Source organism: Kamptonema animale CS-326 (assembly GCF_028330895.1).
GTDB classification, from domain to species: domain Bacteria; phylum Cyanobacteriota; class Cyanobacteriia; order Cyanobacteriales; family Microcoleaceae; genus Kamptonema; species Kamptonema formosum.
The window spans coordinates 1-19,252 of the sequence record NZ_JAQMUA010000149.1 but is presented as its reverse complement, the minus strand read 5'-3'; the positions used below and the strand labels follow the sequence as shown (position 1 = coordinate 19,252).

The 19,252-nt window shown below is 41.8% G+C and carries 13 protein-coding genes; 10 read left to right on the top strand and 3 right to left on the bottom strand.

Annotated features, from left to right (window positions below; translation table 11 throughout):
* A partial coding sequence (locus tag PN499_RS08980; protein ID WP_272031453.1) for a DHHA1 domain-containing protein occupies positions 1–1,282 on the top strand: 1,282 nt, incomplete at its 5' end.
* Positions 1,283–1,360: 78 nt separating this feature from the next.
* Here PN499_RS08980 and gatB read toward each other — a convergent pair.
* Positions 1,361–2,845, bottom strand: a complete 1,485-nt coding sequence (gene gatB / locus PN499_RS08975) for an Asp-tRNA(Asn)/Glu-tRNA(Gln) amidotransferase subunit GatB (RefSeq protein ID WP_272031452.1) — start codon at positions 2,843–2,845, stop codon at positions 1,361–1,363.
* Positions 2,846–3,462: 617 nt separating this feature from the next.
* Between gatB and PN499_RS08970 the strand changes: the two genes are divergently transcribed.
* The 5 genes from PN499_RS08970 to PN499_RS08950 all read left to right on the top strand — a co-directional run bounded on the left by PN499_RS08970 (position 3,463) and on the right by PN499_RS08950 (position 11,622).
* Positions 3,463–4,065: a hypothetical protein gene (locus PN499_RS08970; protein WP_272031450.1), complete on the top strand. Its 603-nt coding sequence runs from the start codon at positions 3,463–3,465 to the stop codon at positions 4,063–4,065.
* Between the two features lie 19 nt (positions 4,066–4,084).
* Positions 4,085–7,033, top strand: a complete 2,949-nt coding sequence (locus PN499_RS08965; RefSeq protein ID WP_272031449.1) for an OmpA family protein — start codon at positions 4,085–4,087, stop codon at positions 7,031–7,033.
* Between the two features lie 2 nt (positions 7,034–7,035).
* Positions 7,036–7,569, top strand: a complete 534-nt coding sequence (locus PN499_RS08960) for a Rab family GTPase (RefSeq protein ID WP_026103735.1) — start codon at positions 7,036–7,038, stop codon at positions 7,567–7,569.
* Positions 7,566–9,134 carry a sensor histidine kinase gene (locus PN499_RS08955; protein WP_272031448.1) on the top strand — a complete coding sequence of 523 codons (1,569 nt, stop codon included), beginning with the start codon at positions 7,566–7,568 and terminating at the stop codon, positions 9,132–9,134. The genes PN499_RS08960 and PN499_RS08955 overlap by 4 nt, the downstream gene beginning before the upstream one ends.
* A 100-nt stretch (positions 9,135–9,234) precedes the next feature.
* Positions 9,235–11,622 carry an adenylate/guanylate cyclase domain-containing protein gene (locus PN499_RS08950; RefSeq protein ID WP_272031447.1) on the top strand — a complete coding sequence of 796 codons (2,388 nt, stop codon included), beginning with the start codon at positions 9,235–9,237 and terminating at the stop codon, positions 11,620–11,622.
* Positions 11,623–11,670: 48 nt separating this feature from the next.
* Here PN499_RS08950 and PN499_RS08945 read toward each other — a convergent pair whose 3' ends face one another.
* Together PN499_RS08945 and PN499_RS08940 are read right to left on the bottom strand one after the other, a co-directional pair.
* A complete protein-coding gene (locus PN499_RS08945; protein WP_272031446.1) occupies positions 11,671–13,173 on the bottom strand; it encodes a M16 family metallopeptidase in 1,503 nt (500 codons plus the stop codon).
* Positions 13,174–13,338: 165 nt separating this feature from the next.
* On the bottom strand, positions 13,339–14,841 hold the full coding sequence (locus PN499_RS08940) for a M16 family metallopeptidase (protein ID WP_272031455.1): 1,503 nt from the start codon (positions 14,839–14,841) through the stop codon (positions 13,339–13,341).
* A gap of 426 nt (positions 14,842–15,267) precedes the next feature.
* On the opposite strand from PN499_RS08940, the gene PN499_RS08935 reads away from it, so the two are divergent.
* The 4 genes from PN499_RS08935 (at position 15,268) to PN499_RS08920 (ending at position 19,161) form a co-directional block, all read left to right on the top strand.
* Positions 15,268–15,888: a TetR/AcrR family transcriptional regulator gene (locus tag PN499_RS08935; RefSeq protein WP_272031445.1), complete on the top strand. Its 621-nt coding sequence runs from the start codon at positions 15,268–15,270 to the stop codon at positions 15,886–15,888.
* A gap of 19 nt (positions 15,889–15,907) precedes the next feature.
* Complete coding sequence (locus tag PN499_RS08930) at positions 15,908–16,432, top strand: GNAT family N-acetyltransferase (RefSeq protein ID WP_272031444.1); 525 nt, start codon at positions 15,908–15,910, stop codon at positions 16,430–16,432.
* Between the two features lie 222 nt (positions 16,433–16,654).
* A complete protein-coding gene (locus PN499_RS08925) occupies positions 16,655–17,245 on the top strand; it encodes a Uma2 family endonuclease (protein WP_272031443.1) in 591 nt (196 codons plus the stop codon).
* A 164-nt stretch (positions 17,246–17,409) separates the two neighbouring features.
* Positions 17,410–19,161 (top strand): CHASE domain-containing sensor histidine kinase, encoded by a 1,752-nt coding sequence (locus PN499_RS08920; RefSeq protein ID WP_272031442.1) that lies wholly within the window; start codon positions 17,410–17,412, stop codon positions 19,159–19,161.
* The last annotated feature ends 91 nt before the right edge of the window (positions 19,162–19,252 follow it).

The window sequence follows — 19,252 nt, the reverse complement described above, 5'->3', positions numbered from 1 at the left end:
GGGATGGGGAGAGGGGGAGATGGGGAGAGAGGGAGAAGAGGAGCAATTACCAATTACCAATTACCAATTACCAATTACCAATTACCCAATTTTAGCCAGAGGTTCTGCCCGTTCAGTTAGCCAAATTGACCTTTACCAATTGGTGAAAAGTCAAGCTCATTTATTGCACCGTTTTGGCGGTCATCCCTTTGCTGCTGGATTAAGTTTGCCAGTTGAAAATATTTCTTTATTTACAGATGCAATTAATCAACAATTGCGAGGGCAAATGGTGAATGGTTTACCTTCCCCAACTATCCAAGCTGACCTGATTGTTACAGTATCTGAATTGGGAAGAGAGTTATTTCAAGAACTTAAACTCCTCGAACCTTGTGGCATGGGGAATCCCGCTCCTAAATTGCTGATTCAAAACTGTTGGTTTGAAAATACATGGCACTGCAACCAGAAGGATTTAAGAGGTAATAAAGTACAATATATCAAAACCGATTTTGAAATTAGAGACGAATCTACCGAACTTGCATTTCCTGGGATTTGGTGGGGACACTACAAAGATGAAATTCCCACAGGGCCCTGCGATGCCATAGTCGAGCTTGACTTCAATACTTATAAAAAACGCTATGAAGTGCGGCTGATTGCTTTGCGACCAAATGGCGAAAATGCGCCCGTAAATATTCCCGCCCAAATTGATTGGATATTAGACTGGCGCAATAGCCAAAACCAAGACGAGTCAGCGATCGCCCTCTCTCCTTCACCCCTGATAATTGCAGAATGTCCCACTAGCTGGGGCGAATTACAAGCATGGTTTCGGCGGGGACTCCACTCACAACAGAAACTTGCGATCGCCTACAGTCTCCCACCATCCCCGCCCCCTATCCAAATCTGGCAACAGCTAGTGGGAATTGCCAAATACCTCAGTCGTACCAACCAAACAGTCACCCGCAGACAACTAAGGCAGAAATTAGGCATCAGCGACGTATCCCTACAACTGGGATTCAAAACCTTAAGCCATCTCGGTTTCCAATTCACCTACCGCGATCGCGCCTTTCACATCACCAGACATCCCCTAGAAAAACCATCAGTAACTTTATCTCACCCAACCCATTCTCAACAACTCTCAATTTCCCATTCTGAAGCGCTTTCCCACTCTATAGAACGATTCTTAGCTGTAGTTTCCGAAGAACAATTTCGCCGCCGCTATTTCTGCGAAGTTTCCTTTGCTACCATTCAGGCTATGGCCCAAGAAACCGTTTTAAATGACCTCGACTCTTCAGCTACTCCTTTCTAAGACTAGCCCCTAGCTATAGAGCGATCGCTTTCTTAAGTTTAAAAAAGCGATCGCCCCGTTAGCTTACTGAGAATTCACCTAACCATTGAGCTTTTTGTTCAACAATTGATTAGTAAGCTTGGGATCGGCACGTCCCTCAGTCTGTTTCATTACCTGGCCGACAAAAAAGCCCAACAGCTTAGTTTTGCCACTGCGGTACTGTTCTAGTTCCTTGGGATTCTCAGCGATGACGCGATCGATCGCAGCTTCTAGAGTTGCAGAATCGGAGATTTGGGTAACGCCCGCCGCTTCGATCGCTTGTTTCGGAGAACCACCCTCGGACAATAACTTGGGTAACAAATCCTTAGCGATTTTGCCGCTGATCGTGCCAGCATCAATTAAAGAAATCAGTTCCGCTAAACCGTCGGGTTTAAAAGGTAGCTGCATAATATTGAGCTTTTCATTTTTCAGGTAGGCGGTGATGTCACCCATTACCCAGTTAGCGACTTGCTTAGGATTACCACCCGCTGCGATCGCGGCTTCAAAATACTCAGCCACCGATCGATCGTCCGTCAACACCCGCGCATCGTAGGCAGAAAGACCGATTTCACTTTCGTAGCGATCGCGTTTAGAAGCTGGTAATTCTGGGAGTTCCGCTTCCCAGCGCTGTAACTGTTCCGGCGATACCTCAATCGGGGGGATGTCAGGTTCTGGGAAGTAGCGGTAATCGCTAGAACCTTCTTTGAGCCGCATACTCACAGTACACTGCTTGCCTTCTTCCCAGAGCCGGGTTTCTTGGAAAATGCGATCGCCATTTTCCAAAGCTTGAATTTGCCGTTCAATTTCAAAGTCGATCGCCCGGTGGATAGCATTAAAGGAGTTCATATTTTTAATCTCGACTTTAGTGCCAAACTCCTCTCTGCCAACGGGACGCACGGAAATATTCACGTCACAGCGTAGCGAACCCTCCTGCATATTACCGTCGCTAACACCGAGATAGCGGACGATGCGGCGCAATTCTTGGGCATATTCCGCAGCTTCCGCACCCGATCGCAAATCCGGTTCCGAGACAATTTCGATTAATGGAATCCCAGCGCGGTTGTAGTCTACCATCGAATAAGTCGAACCAGAGAGGCGATCGCTGCCGCCATGAACCAATTTTCCTGCATCCTCCTCCATGTGCAGGCGAGTAATCCCAATTTTTTTGCGTGTAGAGTTACCCCCATCATCAATCAACTCAATTTCTAGCCAGCCATTAGTCGCGATCGGCAAATCGAACTGAGAAATTTGATAATTTTTGGGTAAATCTGGATAAAAATATTGCTTGCGGTCAAACTTGCTATAGGGTGCAATCTGACACTTTAACGCCAGCCCTGCCTTCACAGCATACTCCAGCACCTTCTGATTCAGTACCGGCAACACTCCCGGCATTCCCATACAAATCGGATCTATATTGGAATTCGGGACACCACCAAATTCTGTAGAGGAACTAGAGAAAATCTTAGTTTTAGTAGCCAACTGACAGTGGGTTTCCAGACCGATAATGGCTTCGTATTGAGTTTTAACTGGTGCAGCAGTGGTCATAGGCTAGACAAAGCTTAGGGAGCAACTATTTGTTATATTTTAGCTGCTCTTGACTTGCGCTTGCCGCGAATCCCTAGTATTGTTTGGAGTTTAGAATCAATGATGTGTCAGGGGTGTGTCGCACATCTGCTAATTTTACTTCCTTAGTCTTAGCTAAAGTCTTAGCTAAATGGACATAATTAACTAGGGCTTACCTAGTGTTTGCTTGTCATTGCAAGGGTTCCCGAGCAATCCCAGAACCTGGGTAGGTTTCGCCTAGCCCAAGGTTGATGCTTCCAGCTTGCTTCCTACTATTGCTACAATGCAACCGTAGTGGTTGGTAATACTGTCGCTTTTCTACCGCGATCGGCAAAGGCCCCAAGGAGCAAAGGCATCAGATTTAGCCTCCAAGCGCTTAAGCGTAGCTAGCGACAGGCATCAGCCTCTCAACAGCAGATTTACCTGCACAAACGTGACAAAATAGGACTCAAGTCAAACTAAAGACGAAATTGCCGTAAAATTAACCGCAAAACTAGCGCGGTACTTTTGAAGACTCTGTTTCAAAAGGTCAACTAGCGGTTTTCTAGGGGTGTACTACTTTATCGAATTCTTAATAACCAAAAACTAGAGGTGCAAACATGGCAGAAATAACCAAAGAAGAAATGCGCGAAAGGCTGGGTAATATCGATCAAATTCGCGACATCATATTCGGAGCTCAGTTAAGAGAATACGATAATCGGTTTGATAGAATAGAGTCTGATATCTCATTGTTACAGCAAGATATCCAAACTCGCCTAGAACAGGTAAAATCAGTCCTGACAACTGAGCTAAGGGCGGCCTTTGACTCCTTTGAAAAAAAGCTCAAATCTATCAACAGCACAGTCCAAGAAGATACTACCGATATTCGGCAGCAAATCGACAGAGTAAATAGAAAGTTTTCGAGCAGCATTGAAGCTTTAGATGAAGCGATAGACAACCAAACCGGAGCAATTCGGGATGATTTTTCCCAGAGCAGAGATCAGCTCCAAGAAGATATCCGTAGCCTGAGAACTCAAGTTTTTGAAGAACTAGACAGACGCTTCTCTGTTCTCAGGGAAGTTAAAGTTTCTAGGGATGACATGGCAGAAATATTGTTTGAACTTGGTATGAGGTTAAAAGGGAGCGAATTTGTTCCCGAACTCAAAGAAGTTGCTGATAGTAATTTAGATACAGGATTGTTATTGCCAGATCGTCATCATTAAATTAAAGAGGTAAAAGCAGATGGCTTTATCGGAAGAAAATCTAGCTGACCTAAATCAGCAAGCAGGTTTTGTTTCTGAAGCAAAAAAGGCTCGTGCTCAACCCGCAACTCAGCTTCAACCCTTGGTGCATCTACTGACGGATCTGAAAATTTTAGAGCAGGCTGAAAAATCTAAACTTCAGCCTGGTCAACCCGCCAAGGATTCAGCTCAAGTTGTCTTTGATAATATTATTTGCTCAGAAGCTAGTCCCCCAACAGCAGAGACTTCAATCGCACCAAATAATAGTAACTTTGACAACTTGAGATCGGGAGTTATAAAGGAGGAGTCCGATCCTTTAGAAAATTTGCTATTGCAGCTCGAAAAACTCACAGAACCGATCGTTTTACAGCAGCATATTCCTAGAGAAAAAGCTGCTGTATCTGATGTGGTTGATGTGGAGAAAAATCTGTCTTTTTGGCCCATCAGCAAAGAAAGTTCGAGCAGCGCCGCACCTGAATTAGAGGCAGATTTTGACAAAGATTTACATAGCCAAGAACTGTCTAACATAGAGCCATCAAAAAACTTTGGTGAGGACAGCGTTACGAGTAACCATAACGTAGTTTTTATAGATGATTCAGTTACCAAGGAGCAAAGTAAAGAAGAGCTGATCGTTCCTTCTGAGGCGGCTAACGTTTCGCAGAGGGAGGATTTTGTGCGGCCAGTTACCATCACCAAAGCGATGGCAAAACAAAGCGAATATTTAGATGGTGAATATTTAGATGTTTTGGTGACGGCTGTTACAGGGTTAGAAAACTTACTAGAGGATCGTCCTGAGATCCCCGAAAAATTAATTTCTCAAGAATTAACATCCCAAGAATTAATAACATCACCACCATCTAAGAATTTAGATGTTTTAATCAGTTCACCTGAAGACTTGCCCAGACTGTTAGAAGAAAAACAGTCCCTCGAATTGGAAGCAGAAACAGCTCCGAAGGCAGTCGAAAATTCAGAGGAATCATTGGAAGCTATAGAACAGTTACAGAACCTAATTTTCGGCTCGAAAATATCGGAATTAGACGATGTAAAAACTCTGCTAGCAGAAAGTGATTTGCCTGGGGTACGCCATTTGATGAAAATGATTGAACACAAACTGGGAAATCTCGAACATCAAATTTACGATCCTCAAGAATTAATTGCTCTGTTATTGCCTTGGATTGGTGACATTCTGAGTCTAAAAATATCAGAGTCAAGGGAAGAAATTATCAAGGTAATGGTGCCGATCATTGATGAGGTGATCAAGGCAAAAACTCAGCAAGATAAACAGGCCATGAGTGCTGCTATTGCGGATTTGCTACCAGAGGCGATTTCGCAACAGATCAAGAATTCTCCGCAGGAAATGGCGAACGCGATCGCGCCAGAAATAGCAATAGCAATTAGAGAGCAAATTCGCCTCGATCAAGAATCAATTGCTGAAGCTCTCGCGCCAGAAATGGGCAAAGCTATTAAAGCCCAAATTGAACTAGAGCGAGACGCAATGGTAGATGCTCTCTACCCTGTAATTGGTAATACTATTGCTAAATATCTAGGGGAAGCTATTAAGACGATCAATGAAAAGGTGGCAAATGCCTTTAGCATAGAAGGAGTTCAACGCAAAATTAAAGCTCAAATGCAGGGAGTATCTGAAGCAGAATTAATTCTGAAAGAAGCGGTTCCCTTTTCCGTTCAAGCTGTATTTTTAATTCATAAAGCTTCGGGGTTAGTGATTGCAGAAGTGCAGCCCGCAAACAAGCAACGGCTAGAATCGGATATGGTGGCGGGGATGCTGACAGCTATTCGCAGCTTTGTTAATGATTGTATTGCCCAGTCGGGAGAAGTTTCTGAACTCAACGAGATTGAGTATGGCGATTCTAAGATTATTCTCGAAGTCGCAGGCTACTGTTACTTAGCGGTGGTGATCAAAGGAGAACAACCCCAAGATTTTGTTAACAAAATGCGGGAAACTCTCAGTACCATAATTATGAAGTATGGTAAACCGATAGAGTTTTATGACGGCGATCCAGATAAAATTCCAGAGCAAGTTCACACACTGATTGAAAGAATTTTTAAACAAGTTTCAAAGGAAAAAGAGTCTAAACCACCAACAGCTCTTTTAGCCATTTCCTTAGTTGTTTCGTCCCTATTTTTAGTGCCTTGGGGAATGTATGAATATCGCCAGAGAATTGAGCGCCGAGTAGAAGCAAATACAGCCACAGCTTTAAGTTCTGCTCCCGATTTAGCCGTATATCGCCTGAAGGTAGATGTTGAAAAAAATACCCTAAAACTCACAGGAAATTTACCCAATCAAGGGTTACGCGCTAAAGCCGAAAAAATTGCTCAAGCAACTGCACCAAACCTGAAGGTAGATAATAAAATTATCGCCATTGATGTACCTCCCGATCCCGCCTCAGTAGCGGCGGAAGTCAAGCGAGTAACTGCTGTCTTAAATCAGATAGAAGGGGTGTCTATTTCTAGCCGATATGGAGAGCGCAAAGTTACAGTGGAAGGAACAGTAATGCAAATGACAGATGCTCAGAAAATCGCCCAATCTATGAAGCAAGTTCCAGGGGTGCAGTCTGTAATTAGCACTGTGAAATTAAATCCTCTGAAAATTACCACGCGCATTTACTTTAATGTGGGTTCGGCATCATTAAACTCAGAATATGGAGAAGTAATTGGGAATATTAAAGAGTTTTTAAAGCAATACCCTCAGAAACATCTTAAAATAATCGGTCATAGCGATCGCAAAGGCAATCTTGCTATCAATCAACAGTTAGCTCGGAAGCGAGCTGAAGCTGTACGGGTTGCCCTAGTGCAGCAAGGTGTCGATCCTAGACGGTTGCAAGTTGTAGCGAGTTTAAACCCTCCTGCTGATGTAGAGTCCAGTCAACCCCTATTGTTAAGTAGATGTGCGATCTTTGAGCCAATAACTCAGAGAGTGAAAACCAAGTAATTATGTCAACAATCTCAAAAAAAATGTGCATGGTGGGTGACTTTGGAGTAGGTAAAACTAGCCTAATCCGCCGTTTTGTAGATCGTCAGTTCAGCGATCAATATCTTTCTACAGTGGGAGTGAAAATCTCCCGTAAAAACATTGAATTGCTGGGGGTAAAACAGCAGGCAAAACAGGACGTACAACTTTTGATTTGGGATTTAGAAGGTCATACAAAATTTAAAGCGATCGCACCCTCTTACCTCCAAGGATCTAGTGGTGCATTAGTTGTTGCTGATGTTAGCCGCCCCGAAACTATTGAAAGGTTAATCGAACATATTCAGCTTTTTACTTCCGTCAATCCCAAAGCTGCGATCGTCATCGCTTTAAATAAATTAGACTTGGTTGATGAAGAAAAATTAGCTAAAATGGTAGAAATTGCTGAGGCGACCGCTCCAGAGCGAGTATTGGCTACCTATACAACTTCCGCAAAGACAGGTAAAGACGTTGATGATATTTTTCACAAACTAGCTTACAAAATGGTAGAACCTGCATGAATCATCTTTTAAATAAACTACTTGGCCCCCGCCAAATGGAGTATTTAGCAATTAATCAACAGTTCACCATTCTCGAAACATCTTTTGGAGTAGAACGCTTTGCCGATCGTCCCAGGGAGTTGAAAATAGGTGCAGATGTTCGTCTTGCCTTCCCCGAAGTAATAGGAGTTGAAGATGTTCTAATCTCCGTCCTTCAAGGGCAGAAGGTCAATTTTGAGTTAAAGGGGATTGCTCGATTTGTAGATAACAGCCAGCCTTTATATTTTGATATTTATGCCTTTGAAAATCGGGAGGAAGACCATATTGAAAATAGATTAATTATTCTGTTTGAAGATGTAACAGAAAAGATGGTTGCCAAGCAAGTCTTAATCCAGAGAGCCAACGAAGCGAATCTTTTATTAAGTGCATTAGCAGCTTCCAAGGATTATATAGATAAAATCATCAAGTCAATGGGTGATGCTTTGTTAGTAACCACAACAGCCGGAACTATCAAAACAGTCAATCAATCTGCACAATTTCTGTTTGGTTATAGTGAAGGTGAATTGATTGGCGAGTCGATTTCGCTGATTACAGATGAAGATAAATTATTATCTCAGGCTCGTCACCGTTATATTTTATGTCAAGGGGAACTGTCAAATTTTGATATAAAACTACTTTGTCGTAAGAAAACCAAACAGGAAATCTGGGTAGAGTTTTCCTGTTCAGCTATTCAGACAGAAATACAGGGATTACACGATTTTGTTTATATTGGTCGCGACATCACAGAACGCAACCGAGAAGAAATTGAAATTCGTACCGCTTTGGCAAAAGAAAAGGAACTTAGAGAGATAAAATCTAGATTCTTTTCAATGATTGCTCACGAATTTGCTAATCCTTTGAATACAGTTTTAATGTCTACTGAAATACTTAAGGAACACCAATTAGAAACAACAGAAGCAGAAAAAACCCAATATCTTACTCATATCAAGACCGCCTCTAAACACATGATTGAACTGTTAAATGATGTACGGTTTATCAGCAGTGCAGAGTTAGGAAAAATAGAGTTTAAGCCTGTGCCCATCGATTTGACAAAATTTTGCTCAGATATAGTAGAAGAAATAAAAATTGCTGCGGGTAGGAACCACATAATTCAATTTGTCCACACTCAAAAATCCGAACAAAATCCCGCTGAAGATGGCGAACAGGCGAAAAGTTTACCATTGTTAGATGCGAAGATGATGCGGCAAATACTTAGTAATTTGCTGCTAAATGCGATTAAATATTCTCCTCAAGGGAGTACTGTTTACTTTGAATTTGAGCAAAGCTTTCTAGAGGCTGTTTTTACAATAAAAGATGAAGGAATTGGGATTCCGATTGCCGACCAAGAACAACTATTTGAATCGTTTTATAGAGCGCACAATGTGGGTAAAATATCGGGTACTGGGCTAGGCTTAGCCATTGTCAAAGAGTGCGTTAACTTGCACGGCGGTAGCATCATTTTTAGCAGTGAAGTTGGCGCGGGTACTACCTTCAGAGTTGCAATTCCTTTAAAGGGCGATCGCCAGACAGAGAAATTAGATAAATAGAAAGCAGAAGGCATTGGTTACAAGAGATAAAAGCTTAACTCGCCTTATCAGTATTTTACGTTTAATTATGTCCTCTTAACTTATTATAACTCCATCTTTCATGAAGAGCATTTTTAAAAAACTCTTAGCTCCTCACCACCTAGAATACCTAGCAGTGGATCGGGAATTGACGATTGTAGAGACATCCTCCAACGTGCAGCGATTTGCTGAATCTGGAAATATTACATCGGGAAATGATGTCCGTACTGGTTTTCCTGAACTGATAGGAACTGAAGAAATTTTAGCCGAGATTTTAGCAGGAAATTTACCTAGTTTTGAGCTGAAAGCAATTACGCGGGTGTTAGACAATAATTCTATTCTCTATTTCGATCTCTATATTGTCCAGTACCAAGAAGAAAAAAATTTTGATATCCTGATTATTTTTTTTGAAGATGTAACAGACAGGATGACTCTGGAACAAACATTAGTCCAGGCTACTAATGAAATGAATCTTTTATTGAGTGCCTTAGCTGGTGCCAAAGATTATATTGATAAAATTATCACTTCAATGGCAGAGGCATTGTTAGTAACAACGCCATCGGGTCAAATAAAAAAAGTCAATCATGCAGCTCAAATTTTGTTCGGATATACTGAAACAGAATTAGTGGGCAAGTCGATTGAGATAGTAATTACTGACAAAGAATTATTTCAGAAAATCAATCATTATTCTGCTGGATCTCAAGCTAATGCCGAAGTAGTTTGCACAACTAAAAAGGGAGTAAAATTAACTGTTGCTTTTTCTTGTTCAGCTATTCAAGCTGATATTGAGAGGGTTTATGAAGGCAACGCCTTGGCACAAGATTTAGTTTATATCGGTCGGGATATTACCGAACATCAGCGCAATCAACAACGCCAATTAGTGCAACATTTTACTACCCTAGTATTATCAGAAGCTCCCACTCTTCAGCAGGCAGTCGAAGAAATACTAGCAGTAATTTGCGAGACTTTGGGATGGGATACAGGGGAGCTTTGGATGTCAGAAGAAGGCGAAAGATTAATCTCAAAAGCCAACAGAAACTTTCCAATTTCCGACCCTAGTTTACTCAGATGCGTTCAAAGTTGGGTACAAGCATCAATAGAAATTCCAGAATTTAGAGCTATTACCGAACAGATTACTTTTGCGCCTGGAGTTGGTTTGCCTGGTCGCGTTTGGGCTAGCGGTTCCTCCCATTGGATTTCTGATGTAGTTGAAGATCATGACTTTTTGCGAAAAGAAATCGCTGCTAAAGAAGGACTACATGGAGCTTTTAGCTTCCCAATTCTGGGCGATTATGAAGAAATGATATCAGCAAAAGCTGTTCTGGGAGTTATGACTTTTTTCAGCCGCTTTCCGCAGCAGCTAGATGAAGATTTGCTTCAGATAATGGCAGCAATTGGTAGCCAATTCGGTCAGTTTATCAAGCGCAAACAAGCAGAGGAAGCGCTGCGGGAAAGTGAAGAAAAAATGCGAGATTTGTTTGAAAATGCTACGGATTTGATTCAAAGTGTAGCTGCGGACGGTCATTTTTTATATGTCAATCGCTCCTGGTTAGAAACTCTAGGTTACAGTGAAGAAGAAATTACTAAAATGACGGTATATGATATTATTCATCCTGACTGTAAAAAACATTGTATGAGTATGTTCGAGCGGGTAATGTCAGGAGAAAAAATCGAACAAGTTCAAGCCGAATTCATGACAAAAGACGGTCAAAAAATCTCTGTGGAAGGCAGCGTAAACTGTAAATTTGTTGATAGTACACCTATTGCAACTCGCGCTATTTTTCGAGACATTACTGAGCGCCTGAAGACAGAAGAAGCACTGCGCCTCCAGCAGGGACAAACTGAACGTCTATTACTGAATATTTTGCCAGAACCAATTGCAAATCGTCTCAAACAACACGAAGGCATTATTGCTGATGACTTTGCTGAAGTTACAGTTTTATTTGCGGATATTGTGGGCTTTACGCCGCTTTCTGCTTCAATGAGTCCGATTGCTTTAGTAGATTTACTCAACCAAATTTTCTCTGCTTTTGACCACCTGTGCGAACGACACGGTTTAGAAAAAATTAAGACTATTGGCGATGCTTATATGGTAGTAGGAGGTTTGCCTACACCGAGATCCGATCATGCTGAGGCGATCGCGCAAATGGCTATTGATATGCAGGTAGAAATTGCCCTATTCAACGCGAAAAATAACAAGGATTTCAGTATCCGCATCGGCATTCATAGTGGCCCGGTAGTGGCGGGAGTGATTGGTATTAAAAAGTTTATTTATGATTTATGGGGTGATACTGTGAACCTAGCATCGCGGATGGAATCGCATGGTTTGGCTGGTCAAATTCAAGTGAGCGATGTTACTTATGAGTTATTGAAAGATAAGTTTTTGTTGCAGAAACGCAGCCCTATTCAAATTAAAGGTAAAGGGGAAATGACTACTTATTTTTTGCTGGGCAAAAATCTTAGTAGGTAATTGTTAACGGTTAACTGTTAACTGTTAACCGTTAAACTGTTTTTCTGTTCAACTTTTAGCGGGAATTGTGATATCAATCGATTGCACCTTAACTGAATTTCCGAGACTGGTTAGAGGTGGCTTAATCGCATCAGTATTGCCGACTACTAAGGTTACTATGTTCTCCGGTTTCAAATAGGTGTTTGCCACCCGCTGCACGTCAGCAATAGTTGTTGATTCAACTTGACGGCGATAGCGAAAGATGAAATCGGAGGGATAATTGTAGTATTCATATCGCATTAATCGCGATAAGGTTTGACTGGGATCTTCAAAATTGAAGATAAAAGAATTGAGAGTTGAATCTTTGGCAAAAGCTAATTCTTCTGGGGTAATTTTTTCAGTGCGAATCCGCTCAATTTCAGTCAGAATAGCTTGAATAAAGGGTACTGTTGCCTCCGATCGCGTCTGTCCGCCAGCGATAAATATTCCCGGATAGTCAAATCTCGGACTCCAAGCAGCGTAGACAGTGTAGGCTAGTCCTTGGCGCGATCGCACATTATTAAACAAACGCCCTCCAAAACCATTAAGCACGCCATTCATTACATCTAGGGCCGCATAATCAGGACTGCTAAAAGTACCTCCCAAGTGACCCATTTCTATGTAACTTTGGCTTAATTGTGGCTGATTTACAAAAAATAAACCGCCTTGGCTAGCTTGAGATACGGGAGGTAAAGGTAATTCGCGACTTGCCTTTGGGGATTGCCAATCGCCAAATTTCTGCTCAATGAGCGATCGCATTTTCGCGGTGTCAAAATCCCCCCCAATGCCCAAAATTATATTCTGAGGATGGAAATACTGCTGATAAAAACTCACCAAATCCTCGCGGGAAATATTATTGAGCGTTTCATACTCGACAGTACGAGCGTAAGGACTGCGATCGCCATAAATCAGTTTTTGAAATTCCCGGCCCGCAATACCCTCTGGATCGTCATTCCGCCGCGCGATCGCGCCTTGCTCTTGATTCTTTGCTAAATCCAATTTATCCTGAGCAAAGGCAGGCTCCCGAATTACCTCAGCAAATAGCCCGAAAACCGTCTCTAAATCTTCACTCAAAGCACTAAAACCGGCGTTACCAGCAGTAAGACCAATACCCGTTTCTACCGCTGCCGCACGCTGTTCTAATAACTGATTGAGTTCATCAGGCGGATGCTGGCGAGTGCCTCCAGTCCGCATTACATTTCCGGTCAAAGTTGCCAGTCCTAATTTATCTGCCGGTTCAAAGCGATCGCCAGTACGAACTAAGGCTGTTCCCCCTACCAGAGGTAATTCGTGGTCTTCCATTAAATAGACCCGCATTCCATTTTTAAGTTCAAATCGAGTGTATTTCGGCAACTGAAGCTCTGGTAGCGGTGGGAAAGTTAACTCGTCATAGTGTTTTGCTGCTACTGCAAAAGCAGAGGAAAAATTAAAAAATATTAGTGCAAACACTACAAAGCTAAAGCTAAAAAGCAATAATTTCGCCTGTTTTTTCATTCCGCTTTTGCTCTGCATTCTTTCTCCTTTAATTGCCATGTTTTCTCCTGTTATGTCATTACGAGCCAGCAAAGTAATTGCAAATCTTTTTATTTAGACGAGCCTGAGTAAGTTCTCGTAACAGTTAACAATTAACAGTTAACAATTAACAGTTAACAATTAACAGTTAACAATTAACAGTTAACAGTTAACAGTTAACAACCTTCAATTAGGTAATAATCGCCCTACTGTGCGATTTTCTGGGCGGAAAGTTTCTTTAGCGACGCGCTGAATATCGGCCGTTGTAATAGCAGCGATCGCGTCTAACTCCTTAAACAAATTGCGCCATGAACCCGTTTTCACTTCATAATTCACCAGCGCAAAAGCCATACCCTGGTTAGAATCGAGCGATCGCAACAAAGTCGCTCGCGCTTTAGTTTTCACCCGCGCCAACTCCACATCAGAAACAGGTTCAGATTGCAACCGCTCAATCTCAGTCCGCAGAGCCGTTGCTACTTCATCAACAGTATGGCCAGGAGCCGTCATCGCATAAAAAAGCATCAAATTGGCATACTTTTCCCCTGGATAGCCGCTGAAACCCTCAGCAACCAGGGCTAATTGTTGTTTTTCTACCAAAGACTTGTAGAGGCGAGAAGTGCGACCACTGCTGAGCAAACTGGCGATCGCTTCATAAATAACATGATCGGGATGATTCATCGCCGGTCGGTGATATCCTTCCAAATACCAAGGTTGAGATTGCAACTGTACTGTAACTTCCCTTGGTTCCGTCTGGGGCGGCTCCACAATTGTCAATTCTGGAGGGGCTGGCTTAGCCTTGTAGCGACCGAAATAAACCTCTGCTAGTCGCTTCACATTCGCGGCCTGAACATCTCCCACCACCGCCACTGTCAGCTTGCTAGGAATGTAGTAAGCATCGAAAAATTCTTGAACATCACTCCTTTTTAAATTGCTAATATCTTCACTGTAGCCAATCACTGGGCGGCGATACGGATGAGTAGAAAAAGCTTTATTTGCAAATGCCTCAATCATCTTACCCACAGGCGAATTTTCGCTTCGCAATCTGCGCTCTTCTAAAATTACCTGTTTTTCCTTATAAAATTCTCTAAAAACTGGTTCTAGAAACCGCTCCGACTCCAGAGACATCCACAGTTCTAGCTTATTTGAGGGCAGACTATAAAAGTAGGAAGTTGCATCCGTAGAAGTTGTAGCATTTAGTCCCACACCTCCTGCCTGTTCCACAATTTTACCCAGTTCATTCTGCTTGACGTATGCCGATGCTTCGGCTTCAATTTTGTCAAATTCTGCCTTTAATTTGGCAATTTCTTCTGTCTTACCGCTAGCTTTAGCTGCTTGGATTTGCTCGAATATCCGATCCTGTTTTTCTAGCAGGGGTTTCTCAGATTTATAGTCATTTGTCCCGATTTTGGGAGTTCCTTTGAATGCTAAATGTTCTAGATAGTGAGCAACACCTGTTTTACCATCAGGCTCATTTGCCCCGCCTACGTCAGCGTAAATCAGAAAGGAAACTACAGGGGCTCTGGGCCTTTCTAGCACAATAAATTTCATGCCATTTTCGAGGCGAAATTCTGTCACCTGCTGAATGACGCGATCGAGATAGGGTTGAATTGAGGATACCTGCCCTTGTCCCGCGTTTGTTAAGGATGGGTTAGCGGGGTTTTCGCGGGCGATCGCGATCGCTGGTGGCATCCCGCACCAGAGCAAAATAGCGGCAAGTAAAGATGCGATCGATCGTCTCAATCCGTTGAGCCGCCTGCACTGTTGAAGCCAAATAAGAAGCATAGAAATTAGCACTGAAGTCAACCGAGAGAACAAACTTATCAAGTGTAAGATCGGAACCACTCTTTATAGCATAAAGACTTTTGGATGTTTGGGGGCTCTCTTCTCCATCAGATGTTAGGCTAATTAGGACTTACGCACCCTTGACGTGGGCGGTAATTAAAAATTAAAAATGCAAAATTAAAAATAATAAATTTACTTTTTAATTTTTAACTTTTAATTTTTAATTTTCTCGCCGCTTTACGAAAGTAGTGTATAAGTGCTGTTTTAGGTTAACCAGCAGCAGCCCCAAGTCTAAATTTTAGTTCTCAATTCCCTATTCCCAATTTTCCAGCTATGCGAATTTTTAATCAGTCCCCTCCTTCAGAAACAGAGACGCGAAAGCGGATTTTGCAAGCAGCACAGCGTTTATTTGCCCGCAAAGGCTACGAAGGTACTACAACTGCTTCTTTAGCACAGGCGGCTGGTGTGGCGGAGGGTACGCTATTTCGGCATTTTCCTAATAAAAAGGCAATTTTGATCGAGGTAGCAACTAATGGCTGGGTAGAAATTTTGACTGATTTGCTGACAGAATTGAGCGAGATGGCTAGTTATAAAGCTGTGGCTCAAGTGATGCGGCGGCGGATGCTAAATGTCCGAGAGAATGCGGATATGATGCGAGTATGTTTTATGGAAGCACAGTTTCACCCAGAGTTGCGCGATCGCATTCAAGCAGAAGTGATTGGAAAAATGACAGATGTGGCTGAGGCTTTCTTCCAAACGGCGATGGATAGGGGAGTTTATCGGCAGATGAATCCTAAAATTGTAGCTCAGGTATTTTTGGGAATGTTTGCGATCGCAGGCTTCAGTCAAGATACTCTTTTAGAACCCGGTGCTTCTCCTCAAGCGATACAAGAAATGGCAGAAGGATTAGCAGATATTTTCCTCAATGGTGTTTTGATCGAAGAGAAAGGGTGAAAGTCGCAACCAAGTATTTATGGCTAATATTTTAAAATATTCTATTCGCCCGTTAACTCAAGAAGACGAGCCTTTTTTGTGGCAAATGCTCTATGAAGCTGCCCATTTAGCAGAAGAAGGTGAATCAACAGTCGAAGCTGTGAGGAATCATCCTCTAATTGCCAAATATGTCAAAAATTGGGGGCGGAAAAACGATTTCGGCTTTCTGGCTTGGGAATTAACCAACCACCAGCCAGTAGGGGCGGTATGGGCGCGTTTGTTTACAGGAGAAAAGCAAGGATTAGGCTACATTGACGATGTTACCCCAGAATTAGCGATCGCAGTTCTTCCCCAACATAGAGGTAAAGGCATAGGAAGACAGTTACTCGTTAGTTTGTTAGCAGCGGCAAAACTCTCTTACCCCTCAATCTCTTTAAGTGTCAGAAGCTCAAATCTAGACGCAATCCACCTGTACAAAGAATTAGGATTTGCAATCATAGAGGGAAGTGAAACTATTAACAGAGTCGGAGGTATATCTTTTACTATGAAACTAAGTTTTTGTTAATTATGGAATTTCAATGTGAAAGTTTGAGAACCTAAAAAATGATAATAGTGGTAGTCGCTTCTAAATCAGATAATAATCAATTATAATATACAGCACGTCTAAATCATTCATACAGATTTGTAGGGGTAGCGCCCCCGTGCCTACCCCAATCGATCGGGCAGCCACTTAATTGTACAACTCAATCCTTCTACCTGAAAGTCATCACTATCAGTTGAGGTTAAAATGCTAGTTCAAACACAGCAGCAAACTTATACTCCAGAGGAATATCGGCAGTTAGAAGAAACAGCGGAGTTCCGAAGTGAATATCACGAGGGAGAAATTTTACCTATGTCAGGTGGCACTATAAATCATAACCGGATTACACGCAATCTGATCGGAGTTTTTGGCAACTTGTTTCAGGGAAAACCCTATGAAGTTTTTATGAATGATTTACGGTTATGGATTCCTCGGCATCAGCGAGGGGTTTATCCAGATGTGATGGTAATTGAAGGACAGCCACTTTTCACCGAAGGACGGCAAGATGAGGTACTTAATCCCTTATTAATAGTAGAAGTGCTCTCGAAGTCTACGAAAGGTTTTGATAGAGAAGATAAATTTCGATTCTATCGCTCAATTCCTCAATTCTGCGAGTATGTTTTAATTGACCAATATGAGTTTTTAGTCGAGCAGTTTCTTAAGACTGAATCGGGGCAATGGTTATTTCAAGATTATGAGGGGGATGCGGCTACAGTTTCCTTTACTTCAGTAGGAATTGAGATGTCAATGAGCGATATTTATGAAAGAGTAATATTTGAGTCAAAGGAAAAAAGCTAGACAGTTAGTTGTTGGTTGTTCGGTTGTTAATTGGAGATCGTGGTTGATTTTTAGGTAAGTTGTTGGGCTTTAGCCCAAAAAGTGCTGAAGCCCAACAACTTACCTAACCTAATGTAATTTTACTCTACCCAGATTCATAGAAGAGGGTATAGTCTGGAAGTAGTATGCCAAAAACTTTTTTTCATCATCGAATTGCATTGATTTTGACCCTAAGTTTAGGCATAGGATTGTCAGTTTTAGCTACCATTTTTGTCAGCAGATGGGAGACATCTAATCGGCAATTCCGGTTTCAAAGACAGATTGAAAATTTGGCTACAGCCCTCCAGCGTAGCCTCAACCGATATACTGATATGCTATCATTTCTTGATGATTACTATGCAGTAGTTAAATTTCAAGTAGATCGTCAAGAGTTTGCGAATTTTGTCAGAAGAACGCTCAAGACTTATCCGGGTATTCAAGCACTAGAATGGGCTCCCATAGTGGCAGAAAAAGAACGTTTTACCTACGAAAGAAAGATCCAGTTAGAAGGTTATCCTACTTTCCAAATTACTGAATTAGGTAAAGATGAAGCTTTGCTTAAAGCCGCTAATCGTCCCTACTATTTACCTGTCACCTATGTAGAGCCATTTATAGGTAACGAATCCGCCTTGGGATACGATCTTAACTCAAATATTACCCGCGCAATCGCAATCAATCAAGCAAGAGATACAGGCAAAATTACGGCTACTGGACGCATTAAATTAGTTCAGGAAAAACGCGATCAATTTAGTTTTCTAGTGTTTTTGCCACTTTATAAAAATCATCAAACTCCAACTTCTCTTAAACTTCGTCGCCAGAATTTAACTGGGTTCTTACTAGGTGTATTTCGCCTATCAGATGTAGTTGAAGAATCTTTAAAAGACTTGCAATACGAAATCAACTTTACAGTGTACGACCGAAGTTCTAATCCGGGACAGCAATTCCTGGGACGCTATGATGCTGCTTATAAACAAGTGACAACGCTTGAAGAAAACTCACAAATTAATTTAATTAATTCTTCTCTCTGTCCATCTGCTGAAAAATGTACGCAGACTTTAACCGTAGGACAGCGACAGTGGTCAATTGCTTTTTCACCCTCCGTCAATTATCCCCTTGAAACGCAATATAGCGCGATAATTACCTTAATCGGCGGGTTATTAATTACTAGCACTTTAGCGCTCTTATTACATAACTTAAATCGGGAATTAGAACGAACTAAAAGTTTGAGTGAATTAAGATTTAGCTTTTTCTCAATGGCATCCCATGAACTGCGAACGCCGTTAACCACTATTTTACTTTCTAGTGAATCTTTGCAAGTTAACCATAATCAACTAACTGAAGAACAGAAACAGAATAATATTCAGCGGATTAATTTGACTGCAAAGCGGATGAGTCAGCAGATTACAGATTTATTAATGTTAACACGGGCAGAGGTTAAGCAACTAGAATTTCATCCCCAATTATTGGATATAGAACCCTTTTGTCAACAAATTATAGATGAGATGCAAATGGAAGTTAGTCAGGTTATCGAATTTACGAGTAATTGTCAAAATACGAGAGCATTTTTAGACAAAAAATTGTTGCGATCGTTACTTACTAACTTACTCTCAAATGCAGCAAAATATTCACCTGCTGATGCTAAGATTCAATTTACTTTAAACTGTAATGCAAATACGGCAATTTTCCAAATATGCGATCGCGGTATTGGCATTCTCGCGGCAGATAAAATTAGAATTTTGGAACCCTTTTATCGAGGTAGTAATGTCGGAGAAGTAATCGGAACTGGTTTAGGATTAGCAGTGGTAAAAACTTGTGTAGAATTACACCAAGGGGAATGGAATATTGAGAGTCAGGAAGGTCAAGGAACAACTGTGACGGTACGATTACCATTGGAATAAGTATCGATTGTGTATGATAATAGAGATCGATATCTATAGAGACTACAGGACTTACGCAGGCTTTACGTAACGCCGCCATCTTGGCGGTATC